At 46.7% G+C, this 13,050-nt stretch carries 9 protein-coding genes; 7 read left to right on the forward strand and 2 right to left on the reverse strand.

Annotation, left to right across the window (positions count from 1 at the left end; translation table 11 throughout):
- Positions 1-72 precede the first annotated feature (72 nt).
- Genes KDM90_RS14440 through KDM90_RS14450 form a run of 3 tightly spaced genes read left to right on the forward strand, consistent with a single transcriptional unit; the run spans position 73 to position 4,816 of the window.
- The gene (locus tag KDM90_RS14440; RefSeq protein WP_212676326.1) at positions 73-1,329 is read left to right on the forward strand and encodes a metal-dependent hydrolase family protein; all 1,257 of its coding nucleotides are present in this window, start codon (positions 73-75) and stop codon (positions 1,327-1,329) included.
- A 57-nt stretch (positions 1,330-1,386) separates the two neighbouring features.
- On the forward strand, positions 1,387-3,078 hold the full coding sequence (locus KDM90_RS14445; protein WP_212676327.1) for a DUF885 domain-containing protein: 1,692 nt from the start codon (positions 1,387-1,389) through the stop codon (positions 3,076-3,078).
- A gap of 22 nt (positions 3,079-3,100) precedes the next feature.
- Complete coding sequence (locus tag KDM90_RS14450) at positions 3,101-4,816, forward strand: formate--tetrahydrofolate ligase (protein ID WP_230409821.1); 1,716 nt, start codon at positions 3,101-3,103, stop codon at positions 4,814-4,816.
- A 94-nt stretch (positions 4,817-4,910) separates the two neighbouring features.
- Here the strand turns inward: KDM90_RS14450 and KDM90_RS14455 are convergent, their stop codons facing one another.
- Together KDM90_RS14455 and KDM90_RS14460 are read right to left on the reverse strand one after the other, a co-directional pair.
- On the reverse strand, positions 4,911-5,441 hold the full coding sequence (locus KDM90_RS14455) for a hypothetical protein (protein WP_212676328.1): 531 nt from the start codon (positions 5,439-5,441) through the stop codon (positions 4,911-4,913).
- A gap of 160 nt (positions 5,442-5,601) precedes the next feature.
- Positions 5,602-5,853 (reverse strand): hypothetical protein, encoded by a 252-nt coding sequence (locus KDM90_RS14460; protein ID WP_212676329.1) that lies wholly within the window; start codon positions 5,851-5,853, stop codon positions 5,602-5,604.
- Between the two features lie 247 nt (positions 5,854-6,100).
- Here KDM90_RS14460 and KDM90_RS14465 point away from each other — a divergent pair, with 247 nt between their 5' ends.
- From KDM90_RS14465 to narI, 4 genes are all read left to right on the forward strand, one after another.
- Positions 6,101-9,835 carry a nitrate reductase subunit alpha gene (locus tag KDM90_RS14465; RefSeq protein ID WP_212676330.1) on the forward strand — a complete coding sequence of 1,245 codons (3,735 nt, stop codon included), beginning with the start codon at positions 6,101-6,103 and terminating at the stop codon, positions 9,833-9,835.
- A complete protein-coding gene (narH, locus tag KDM90_RS14470) occupies positions 9,832-11,385 on the forward strand; it encodes a nitrate reductase subunit beta (RefSeq protein WP_212676331.1) in 1,554 nt (517 codons plus the stop codon). Before KDM90_RS14465 ends, narH begins: the two co-directional genes overlap by 4 nt.
- Positions 11,386-11,584: 199 nt before the next feature.
- Positions 11,585-12,271, forward strand: coding sequence for a nitrate reductase molybdenum cofactor assembly chaperone (narJ, locus tag KDM90_RS14475; protein ID WP_212676332.1), 687 nt, complete (start codon positions 11,585-11,587; stop codon positions 12,269-12,271).
- Positions 12,272-12,289: 18 nt separating this feature from the next.
- Positions 12,290-12,973 carry a respiratory nitrate reductase subunit gamma gene (gene narI / locus KDM90_RS14480; RefSeq protein ID WP_212676333.1) on the forward strand — a complete coding sequence of 228 codons (684 nt, stop codon included), beginning with the start codon at positions 12,290-12,292 and terminating at the stop codon, positions 12,971-12,973.
- The last annotated feature ends 77 nt before the right edge of the window (positions 12,974-13,050 follow it).

The following is a 13,050-nucleotide window of genomic DNA, read 5'->3' on the forward strand; positions in this document are numbered from 1 at the left end:
AAAAATAGTGTAAGCAGCTGTAATTGGTAGTCACTGCCAACTTAATGTAATCAATTAGAGATTGGAAGATTCATGCATTGGAAAAATTTATGCTTGCTGGCATTCATGATAAATGGGGGCGCTTTCGCTGCTGATTCAGATATGCTGCTCAAACCTGATCGGGTATTTGATGGCCAAAATATGCGCCCAGATTGGGTGGTTCTTGTTCGCCAGAACAAAATCATCGAGGCAGGACCGATGCGGTTTAAATTGGCCGCTGATACACGAGTAATTGAGTTAAAGGGCATGACATTACTACCGGGTCTGATTGAAGGACACTCACACCTATTGCTACATCCCTATAATGAAGTCAGCTGGGATGATCAGGTGTTGAAGGAAAGTCGTGCCGAGAGGGTTGTGCGCGCTGCAAACCATGCGAAAGCGACTTTGAAAGCTGGTTTTACGACCGTGCGTGATTTAGGCACAGAAGGCGCAGAGTACGACGATGTCGGCGTAAAAAAAGCGATCGAAAAAGGCGTGATCCCCGGCCCTCGCATGATCATTGCGACCAAAGCATTGGTGGCAAAAGGAGCTTATGGACCGAAGAGCATGAATCCTGACTTGGATTTGCCGCAGGGGGCTGCGGAAGTGTCAGGTCTAGAACAAGTGTCACAAGAGGTTCGTAGCCAAATCGGTAAAGGTGCGGATGTGATTAAAGTCTATGCGGACTATCGAGCAGGACGCGATGGTGAGTCGGTACCCATCTTTTCAGTCGAAGAAATGAGTTTGATGGCAAAGATCGCGAATAGCGGCAAGCGGCAGCTAGTGGCGCATGCATCGACGCCCGAAGGTATGCTGCGTGCAATTGAAGCTGGAGTGTCAACAATCGAGCACGGTGATCATGGCACGCCAGAGGTCTTTAAACGAATGAGAGAAAAAGGTGTCACCTTATGTCCGACCCTGGCCGCTGGTGATGCGATAGAACAATATCGTGGTTGGAAAAAAGGCATACAACCTGAACCAGCACGCATTTTGGCAAAGCGCCAAAGTTTTAACCAAGCATTGCAGGCCGGCGTCAGCATCTGCATGGGGGGGGATGTCGGAGTTTATGCCCATGGCGACAATGCGCGTGAAATGGAATTGATGGTTGATTATGGTATGAGCGCTATCGATGTGTTGCGTTCAGCGACGTCGGTCAACGCACAAGCATTTGGTTATGCCGATCGAATTGGTAGAATTGCGCCCGGTTTACTCGCCGATTTGGTCGCCATTCAAGGAGATCCATCTCAAGACATCAAGTTGATCCGTCAAGTCAAGTTAGTCATGAAGGACGGTAAGATTAATCCATAAAACGACTTATCCCGTACGGCGATCGGTTTCTCTAATTAATGAAAAGAGGCTAGGAATATGTTGAAAAGAATCGGCGTGTTACACAGTGTATTCGGGAGTATCTTGTTACTCTCTTTTCATGCTTCGGCGTATTCCACCTCTTCGAATGCCCTAGGCACGAGCACAGGCATGGGCGCTTCATACGTCGCGCAGTCAACACGGATAGATGGTCGTGATGATTACGAAGCATTGGTCAAATTGTTTGAAGAGTGGCGACGAATTGAACGACCAATTTTGAAGGAGGGCGCACCAGACTATACCTTGCAAGCAAGAGCGCGTGCATCTGAAAAAGTACGCAAATTGCATGCTCAGTTATTGGCGATGAAGACAAAAAACTGGACTAAGGCACAGCAAATCGATTGGAAGATCGTGAATGCAGAAATGAATGGTTATGAATTCAACCAACGTGTATTGCAGCCGTGGGTGCGCGATCCCGCCTTTTATCAAAGTTTGTACACCGAAGCGAGCGACACGCCAGCTAGGGAAGGGCCGACGAATCACGCGACAATCGAGTTGTGGAAGTACCGATTCCCGCTGTCTGAACAAGATCAAATGAAGTTGGCCAAGGAATTGGCGGTAGTACCACCGTTATTGACACAGGCAAAACGTAATTTGACTGGTAATGCGCGTGACTTGTGGCTCGCAGGTATCAATACATTTGAATTGCAGGGACAAGAACTTCAAGCGTTAGAAAAAGACCTCGCTCAGAGTATCAGCCCCGCTCTAAAGTTGGCGCTTGGTGCCGCAAAAAAGGCGAATGCAGAATTTATTTCTTGGCTCACCGCACAAGCGCCACATAAAACTGGTCCATCCGGCATCGGTAAAGACAACTACACGTGGTATCAACAGAACGTGCATTTGGTGCCAATGACTTGGCAGCAAGAAGTGGATTTGTTGCAGCGTGAGTTGGATCGCGCTTGGGCGAATTTGAAATTGGAAGAGCAACGTAACAAAGATTTACCACCGATGCACGCTGCGAGTACCGATGCTGAGTACAAAGCGATGGCAGATCGCGCCGCTAGCAAGTTGATGCGTTTCTTGGCGGATAAACAAGTGATGCCAATTAAAGCGAACATGGAGCCTGCTTTGCGTGAACATCTGCAAAGCTTTGTTGCTGAGGACAAGCGCAATTTTTTCAGTATCACTCTGCACTATGATCCTGCTGCATTGTATTGCCATTGGTATCACTGGTTTGATTTGGCGCAGATGCGTGACGAACCACATACGAGTCCGATACGTCGTGGACCGTTGTTGTACAACATTTGGGATAACCGCAACGAAGGTATCGCGACAGGTGTCGAGGAGATGTTTATGCATATGGGATTGCACGATGATAGTCCACGTTCGCGCGAACTCGTCTGGATATTGTTGGCCCAACGTGCAGCGAGAGGATTGGGATCTTTGTATGCCCATGCAAACTTAAAAAATATGGAAGAGGCGAGTCGGGTTCATCTTGATTGGACGCCTCGCAATTGGATGCGACGTGAGCCGCACTTGCTCAAATTTGAACAGCATCTATATCTGCGTCAACCAGGGTATGGGACGAGCTACGTAGTCGGAAAATATTTGATCGAACGCCTGATGACACAGCGTGCCAAACAACTAGAAGTGGAGAATAAACCGTTTCTTATGCAAGATTTTTTTAAGACATTGAATGACTTAGGAAATATACCGATTATGCTTACTAGCGAACAACTGCTGGCCAAGTGAATTGTAATAGAGAGAAGTAATAATGAGTGAGCAAATCCCACAAGGAAAAAATATGTCATCCATGATCGTCAAAAGCGACTTAGAAATCGCCCAAAGTGCACAACTTAAACATATCAATGAAATCGCGAAAGTATTGGGCGTGGATATCGATGAGCTTGAGCACTACGGTAAGTACAAAGCCAAATTGCCCTTGCACTTGATTGATCCAGAAAAAATCAAAAAGAATAAATTGATTTTAGTCACTGCTATCACGCCAACGCCACCTGGTGAAGGCAAAACTACCACCTCGATTGGTTTGACCGAAGGTCTCAATCGCATAGGTAAGAAAACGACCGTGGTCTTGCGTGAACCTTCGTTAGGACCGGTGTTTGGAATTAAAGGCGGTGCCGCAGGGGGAGGTTACTCGCAAGTTGTGCCGATGGAAGATATTAATCTGCATTTTACTGGAGACTTTTCCGCGATCGAAAAAGCGAATAATTTATTAGCTGCCTTGATCGACAATAATATTTACTTTCAAAAAGAAAGTCTGGGCATCGATCCGCGTACCGTCAAATGGAAGCGCGTGATGGATATGAATGATCGTTCCTTGCGTAGCATCATAACGGGCTTGGGCGGTCGCCCCGGTGGCAATCCTCGTGAGGCGGGTTTTAATATTACGGCCGCGTCCGAAATCATGGCGATCTTGTGCTTGGCAGAATCCTTCCAAGATTTAAAAACCAAGCTTGGTAATATTTATGTTGGTGATACCTACGACAATAAGCCGATTTATTGCCGCGATCTGAAAGCACAAGGTGCAATGGCGGCTTTGCTGAAAGATGCCATTAAACCGAATTTGGTGCAGACTTTAGAAGGCAATCCCGCGATCATCCATGGCGGTCCATTCGCGAATATCGCGCAAGGCACTAACTCCGTTTTAGCCACCAAACTTGGCTTGTCCTTATCCGATTATGTAGTAACCGAAGCGGGTTTCGGTGCTGATTTAGGCGCAGAAAAATTTCTGGATATTAAATGCGGCTATTCAGGCTTAAGCCCATCGGCAGTAGTCATTGTTGCGACAGTGCGTGCACTTAAATACCACGGTGGACAAGATCTCAAAACGCTCACTACGCCCAATTTAGAAGCACTCAAAGCAGGTTTTGCGAATCTCGAAAAGCATTTAGAGAACATCGCTCAATTTGGATTACCCGCAGTGGTGTCGATCAATCGTTTCAGCAGCGACAGCGATGAAGAACTCGCTTTCTTAAAACAAGCGTGTGCAGCACGTGGAGCCAAAGTGGCACTCTCAGAAGGCTGGGCAAAAGGCGGTGAAGGAACAACCGACTTAGCCCGCGCGGTCGTCGAAACTGCAGAAAACTTCAACGGACGCTATACGCCAATTTACGATTGGAATAGCGATATCAAGACCAAGGTCGAAACCGTTGCCAAAAAAATCTACGGCGCTGGCTCCGTGGTTTTCCAAGCGAAAGCGCTAGCCGACATCAAACATATCGAAGGTTTAGGCTTGGGTCATCTACCTATTTGCATCGCCAAAACACAAAAGTCTTTTTCGGATAATGAAGCCTTAATCGGAAGACCGAGTGGCTTTGAACTCACTGTACGTGAATTTGAAATCGCCGCGGGTGCAGGTTTCTTAGTGCCCATCACAGGCGCGATCATGCGTTTACCTGGTCTGCCTGCAGTACCTGCTGCCTTGCATATTGATATTGACGATAATGGGGTGATTAGCGGGTTGTCCTAGCTTAATTCATAATTTTCATCTGATGTTCTTGTTAAGTTCATTATCGAGGCTCTGTGTAGAGAGGCATTACTTCTACATGGGGCTGGTTGTTGAGTTAGTGTACTTTCCGAAACCCATAGAATCCCCATTCAACATACGCATAGTATTGAGTTTTGATATAAGGTTTCCATGGAAAAGGCTTCACACCAGATTCCATCAAAATTTTATCGACAATTTTTTTCTTTTCAGGATCTTTGGAATAGTCAGGGGCAGGGTTTCGAATTCCATTCTCGGCGAACACAAGTATTGGAAACTTCAATTTATCCGTACTACATAGCGCTTCTGCTTTTCCTTCTGGACGACCGTTTAAATAATCTACATATTCTGGGATACATGGAGTGCCTTCCAATGTATATTTAAGTTTGCCGTTTTGAGAGATAGTTATATTGAAAATTTTGTGCGACTCATTGAAAGTGACGGCAATTTCGTACTCCCCCAGTTTATCTCTACCAAAATTCTCTCGGGTTTCAGAAAGATACCTTCCAACAAATAGATTATCAGCGAAAGTCGGCGTTGAAAGACATCCGAAAAAAGCAAGCATGCAGTAAGTTAATATTTGTTTTTGGAATGACTTGAATGGATTCATTAATGCTCTTTCAGAATAAGTAGTTTGGTTCGTAGAAAATATGAAATTTATCTCTTATTTGAGCTCTTGAACATGTGAAGTAATCATATTTATTTCCTGTCTGTTTCTTTTGATGATTGGCGGTAAGTATCGGCAGATTCTTAGCTATCAGTCGTGATTTCTATTGGTCGGACTTGCAAGCAGCTCTCGCTCCTTTGATAGCGAGTGCTGGGATAACACAAAGCACAGAAATATAAATTCGAACCAGAGCATCTTGCTCGTTGACTGTACCGTTAGCGATGAAGAGAGTGTAGAGAATTTGATTTGACCATTTGATGGCATTAACGAAGGCGACCACCCAACAAGCAATTTCTATCACTTGCAGTACTTTCTTGAACTTATCCATACGTTTATTCACATTCAGGTGATTCATAGCTTAATATTATATTAATAAAAATACAAAATGTAAATATTTTGAAGTTTTGTAAAAAGCGCCAAATGATCTGATTCTTTTAGTCACTTATATCCACCTAGTTCCAAAGAACTATTCCACCCTAGTGCCAATGCTGAGCGCTAGGCACCGCTCCGAAGAATGGGCGTCACGCTATCCAATCTCTAAAATTTGATCATGTCAAAGTGGCGTGAACCTTTGTTTGCGTGCACAAATTAAGGAGCTTGAGATGAGTCATTTTCTGGATAGATTGAAGTTCATGTCTAAGGTGAAATCCACCTATTCTGACGGACATGGTGCGGTGGTGGATGAGGATAGACAGTGGGAGAACGCTTACCGCAGTCGCTGGCAGCATGACAAGATTGTGCGTTCTACGCACGGCGTGAACTGTACAGGTTCTTGCTCTTGGAAAGTGTACGTCAAGAACGGTTTAATCACCTGGGAAACCCAGCAAACAGACTATCCACGCACTCGTCCTGATTTGCCTAACCATGAACCACGCGGTTGCCCTCGTGGTGCTTCGTATAGCTGGTATGTGTATTCTGCACAGCGCGTGAAATATCCGATGATTCGTGGTCGCTTGATGGAGATGTGGCAAGAAGCGCGTAAGACTATGGGCCCAATTCAAGCGTGGGAATCGATTAGTCAAAATCCAGAAAAAGCTAAACGCTATAAATCTGTGCGCGGCCTCGGCGGATTTGTGCGTGCTGATTGGGATACGGCGCAAGAAATTATCGCAGCGGCGAATGCATTCACCGTGAAGAAATTCGGCCCAGACCGCGTGATTGGCTTCTCACCAATTCCAGCGATGTCGATGGTGTCGTATGCGGCCGGTGCGCGTTACTTGTCATTGATCGGTGGCGCTTGTTTGTCTTTCTACGATTGGTATTGTGATTTGCCACCAGCGAGCCCACAAATTTGGGGTGAGCAAACTGACGTGCCAGAATCTGCTGACTGGTATAACTCCACTTACTTGATGGTATGGGGTTCCAATGTGCCACAAACACGTACGCCTGATGCGCACTTCTACACAGAAGTGCGCTACAAAGGTACGAAAACAGTTGCTGTGTCGTCTGACTTCGGTGAGATGGTGAAATTTGGTGACATCTGGATGGCGCCAAAACAAGGTACCGATGCAGCCTTGGCGATGGCGATGGGTCATGTGATCTTGAAAGAGTTCCACCTCGGTGGTAAGTCGGATTATTTCCGCAGCTATGTAAAACAATATACCGACATGCCGATGTTGGTTCGCTTGGTCGAGCGCAATGGATGTTTTGTGCCAGATCAAATGCTACGTGCTTCCCAATTACCAGGTGGCTTGAATGAGGCAAATAACGGTGATTGGAAGACACTTGCGATTGATGCGAACACTAACGACATCGTCGCACCGAATGGTTCGATTGGTTATCGCTGGGGTGAAGGCAAAGTTAACGATGGCGAAAAAGTAGGTCGCTGGAATTTGGAGCCAAAAGATGGTGGCTCAGGTCGCGAGATTGATCCGCAATTGAGTTTAGTGGCTAAGCATGACCAAGTGGTGAGTGTGGGCTTTAACTACTTCGGCGGTGCAGATGCGAATGACATGGTGTTGCGCAATGTGCCAGCACGTAAAGTGCAATTGGCAGATGGCTCTGAGATTTTAGTCGCTACCGTGTATGACCTCTCGATGGCAAACTACGGTGTCGATCAAGGCTTGGGCGGTGCAGTTGCTACCTCCTACGATGACGACGTGCCATACACACCAGCATGGCAAGAGAAGCATACTAGCGTTAAACGTGAATTAGTGATTCAGGTAGCGCGTGAGTTCGCACAAAATGCACACGATACTCATGGTAAGAGCATGGTTATCGTCGGTGCGGCATTGAACCACTGGTACCACAACGATATGATTTATCGCGGCATCATCAATATGCTGATGATGTGTGGTTGCGTTGGTCAATCTGGTGGCGGTTGGGCGCACTATGTGGGCCAAGAAAAACTCCGTCCACAGTTCGGTTGGGCGCCATTAGCGTTTGCGTCCGACTGGACTCGTCCACCACGTCAAATGAACGGTACTAGCTTCTTCTATGCGCATACTAGTCAATGGCGCCATGAGAAATTGCACATCGATGAAATTCTCGCACCAACGGCGGATAAGTCCAAAGTCAGTCATATGAGCATGATCGATATGAATGCTAAATCTGAGCGTCTCGGTTGGTTGCCATCTGCACCGCAGTTGGAAACAAATCCATTAGATGTGTGTGATGCAGCGGCCGCAGCGGGCATGGAACCACAAGAATACTTGAAGCAAAGCTTGAAATCTGGCGCGGTTAATATGAGCTGCGATGATCCTGATAATCCTAAGAACTTCCCACGCAATATGTTCGTATGGCGTTCGAATATTCTGGGTAGTTCAGGAAAAGGCCATGAGTACTTCTTGAAGTATTTGCTTGGTACACAAAACGCCTTGTTTGATGACCCAGATGAAGCGGTGAAACCTTCTGAAGTCAAATTCCGTGAAGAAGCAGCGGAAGGTAAGTTGGACTTGTTGACGGTGTTGGATTTCCGTATGAGCACGACTTGCTTGTATGGCGACATCGTGTTGCCAACCGCGACTTGGTATGAAAAAGATGATTTGAATACCTCCGACATGCACCCATTCATTCACCCATTGAGTGAAGCCGTGCAGCCTTTGTGGGAAAGTAAAACCGACTGGGAAATCTACAAAGGTATCGCCAAGAAATTTACTGAAATCGGTGGCGACTATCTTGGCACACGCAAAGACATCGTCTTGCAACCATTGATGCACGATACACCGGGTGAATTGGGTCAAGCGTTTGAGCCTAAAGATTGGAAAAAAGGCGAGTGTGATTTAATTCCTGGTAAGACAGCGCCAAACTTTGTTGTGGTTGAACGTAACTACAAAGAGATCTACAAAAAGTTCACCTCAATTGGACCTTTGTTAGACAAACTCGGCAATGGCGGTAAAGGCATTAACTGGAACACTGAACACGAAGTCCATGAAATCGGCGGTATCACCAAAGTGGTGACAGAAGAGGGCGTATCAAAAGGACGCCCACGTCTGGAAACAGCGATTGATGCCTGCGAAATGATTTTGACCTTTGCACCAGAAACCAATGGTCATGTCTCCGTCAAAGCATGGGAAGCTTTATCAAAAATCACTGGTCGCGATCATACGCATTTAGCGGTGGGCCGTGAACATGACAAGATCCGTTTCCGCGATGTACAAGCGCAACCACGCAAGATTATTTCTGCACCGACTTGGTCAGGTTTGGAATCGGAAGAAGTCAGCTACAACGCTGGTTACACCAACGTACATGAATTGATCCCATGGCGCACGCTTACTGGTCGTCAGCAGTTCTACCAAGATCACCGTTGGATGCTCGATTTTGGTGAAGGTTTGTGTGTGTACAAACCAGCGATTGACACCAAGACTGTGGCACCAATGTTGAATAAATCGCCGAACGGTGAAAAAGAGATCGTGTTGAACTGGATTACACCGCATCAAAAATGGGGTATCCACTCTACTTACTCTGACAACTTGCGGATGTTGACCTTGAGTCGCGGTGGCCCCCACGTCTGGGTTTCTGAGATCGAAGCAAAAGAAGCAGGCTTGGTGGATAACGATTGGGTCGAAGTATTTAACAGTAACGGTACATTGACAGCACGTGTGGTGGTCAGCCAGCGTGTGCCAAAAGGTATGTGCTTGATGTATCACGCCCAAGAAAAAATCGTGAATACACCAGGTGCAGAACTCTCCGGTATGCGTGGTGGTATCCATAACTCGGTGACACGTGCGGTGTTGAAACCAACGCATATGATCGGTGGTTATGCGCAACAGGCGTACGGCTTTAACTACTACGGCACGGTGGGTAGTAACCGCGATGAATTTGTGGTCCTGCGCAAGATGAAAAAAGTGGATTGGTTAGAAGGTAAGTTGGAAGAATCTGAAGGAGCAGCGTCATGAAAATTCGCGCACAAGTAGGCATGGTGTTGAACCTTGATAAATGTATTGGTTGCCACACCTGTTCCGTGACCTGTAAAAACGTATGGACCAGTCGTGATGGCGTTGAGTACGCTTGGTTCAATAACGTCGAAACCAAGCCTGGCATTGGTTATCCTAAAGAATGGGAAAATCAAGCTAAATGGAAAGGCGGCTGGCATAGAAACGAGGCTGGCAAATTAGAGCCAAAACAAGGTGGCAAATTGCGCATCTTGGCGAATATTTTTGCCAATCCTAACTTGCCACAGATAGACGATTACTACGAGCCATTCACCTATGATTATGAGCGTCTGCAAAACGCGCCATTGTCACAAACACCGCCAACAGCACGTCCTATCTCTGTCATCACTGGCAAGAAAATGGACAAGATCGTCTGGGGTCCGAACTGGGAAGATGACTTAGGCGGTGAATTTAGTTCACGTAGTCGCGATCAGTTATTCGAAGGCGTACAAAAAGAAATGTACAGTACCTTTGAATCGACTTTCATGATGTATTTGCCACGTTTGTGTGAGCACTGCTTGAACCCAGCGTGTGTGGCGTCATGCCCATCTGGTTCGATCTACAAACGTGAAGACGACGGCATCGTGTTGGTCGATCAAGATAAGTGCCGCGGCTGGCGTATGTGTATCTCTGGTTGCCCTTACAAAAAGATTTACTACAACTGGAGTTCAGGCAAAGCGGAAAAATGTACCTTCTGCTATCCACGTATTGAAGCAGGCCAACCTACCGTTTGTTCTGAAACATGCGTAGGCCGTATTCGCTACTTGGGCGTGTTGTTGTATGACGCCGACAAGATTGAAGCAGCGGCATCCACACCGAATGAGCAAGATTTGTATCAAGCGCAGTTAGATTGCTTCTTAGATCCGCACGATCCAGAAGTCATCGCTGAAGCGCGCAAACATGGTATTCCAGAAAGCTGGATTGAATCTGCGCAAAAATCGCCTGTGTACAAAATGGCGATGGAGTGGAAGATTGCGTTCCCATTGCATCCTGAATATCGCACTTTGCCTATGGTTTGGTATGTGCCACCTTTATCACCAATCCAAAAGGCGGCAGAAGCAGGCCATATGGGCATGAACGGTATTATTCCTGATGTGAAATCCTTGCGTATTCCTGTGCGCTATTTGGCAAACTTGCTGACAGCAGGCAAAGAAGAGCCAGTCTTGGAAGCGCTGGAAAAAATGTTAGCGATGCGTGCGTACAAACGTTCTGAAGTCGTGCATGGTGAACTCGATCATGAAGTCTTGAAACAAGTCGGTTTGACAGCAGCGCAAGTCGAAGACATGTATCAAACCATGGCGATTGCGAACTACGAAGACCGTTTCGTGATTCCATCCTCCCATAAAGAAATGGTGGAAGATAGTTTCAACGAAAAAGGTAGTTGTGGATTTACCTTTGGTAATGGTTGTTCAGGCGGTACTTCTGATGGCGCTTTGTTTGGTAAGAAGCCGCAGGGTAGTGTGATTTTTGTGGATATGCCGAAGTCGCGGAAGAAACTCTCAACGACGGAGTAGCTTTTAGCTCCCTTCTTCCGCAGGCGGGAGAAGGGTCGGGGATGAGGGACGTTGACCAAGTTGATCAGAATTTATTTCGTGATGTCAAATAGTTCGGATTTCTCAACGCCCCTCACCCTAACCCTCTCCCGCTTGCGGGAGAGGGGATATCCAAAGTAGAAATGACGCTAACAACGCCACAAAAAATAGAGGAAATCGTATGCAAATTTATCGCATTTTATCCGCACTACTGAGTTACCCGCAGCCAGATTTGATCGCTGCTTTGCCTGAAATTCGTGCTGAGCTGGGTGCAGATCAAGAGACTGCGGATGCTCTCCAGCCTTTGCTGAATTATTTGCAAGAGAGCGATTTGATCAGTGTGCAAGAAAACTACGTGGGAACCTTCGATCGTACCCCTTCAGTCGCCCTGCACTTGTTCGAGCATATTCACGGTGAAAGTCGTGATCGTGGTCAAGCGATGGTCGATCTTATCTCAGAATATCGCCGTTATGGTTTTGAGCCAGAAGCGAGCGAATTGCCAGATTATGTACCGCTATTTTTAGAGTTCTTAAGTCTGGTCGATGCTGAAACTGCAGAGAAATTACTCGGTGAAGCGATCCATGTATTAGCCGCGATTGGGATCCGCTTGCAACGCAAAGGCAGCCCTTATGCTAACGCATTCTTATTGTTGACTGCATTTACTGACGTGGTGCCGCAAGAACAAGGTGAGCCTCCTGTGCGCGATATGGACGACGCGATGGAAACCTTCGGCCCAGGTGTCGATGGTGTTGAGCCTTTGTTGAAGCCAGGCTTGTCGTGTTCATCGAGTGCTGCATCTGGTGGCGCGCAGGCTGTGAATTTTTATCCACGTCAACCCAAGGCTGCGAGTCAAGCAGCTGCAAATTAAACTTTTTGGGAGTCAGTGATGGACTACTTACATCAATTTATCTACGGGATTTATCCCTATATCGCTTTAGCGATTTTCTTGTTCGGTAGCTTGGCACGTTTCGAGCGCGAACAATATACGTGGAAGAGTGATTCTTCTCAAATGCTGCATGCCGGTAATCTGCGTGTGGGTAATATCTTGTTCCACATCGGCGTACTTGGCCTGTTCTTCGGTCACATGGTCGGTTTGCTGACACCTGTGATCGTCTGGGATACCTTGGGTGTATCACATGGCTTCAAACAAATGATTGCGATTGTGATGGGTGGCGTGTTTGGTACTTTGTGTATGGTTGGCTTGCTGATTTTGATGCACCGTCGTTTTACCGATGCGCGTATCTCTGCCGTGACCAAAACCGGTGACAAAGTTTTGTTGTTGTGGATTTTCATCACCTTGGGCTTGGGTTTGTCGACGATTTTTGAATCCTTGCATCATACCGATGGGCACATGATGGTTTTATTGATGACTTGGGCACAGCACATTGTGACTTTTAAAGGCGACGCAGCGACCTTCATCATTGGTGCACCATTCCTGTTCAAGGCGCACTTGTTTATGGGATTGAGCTTGTTCGTGATCTTCCCATTCACTCGTTTAGTGCATGTGTGGAGTGGCTTTGCATCAATTGCTTATTTGAGCCGTGCATGGCAGTTGGTACGTCCACGCTGATCAAAACTTTTAGCTTGTCGTTTCTGCCTAATCGGGAGCGACAATGAATCAAATTGCCAGCATAAATTTTTAGGAGG

The organism is Affinundibacterium fentianense (assembly GCF_018139545.1).
Lineage (GTDB): Bacteria > Pseudomonadota > Gammaproteobacteria > Burkholderiales > Burkholderiaceae_D > Undibacterium > Undibacterium fentianense.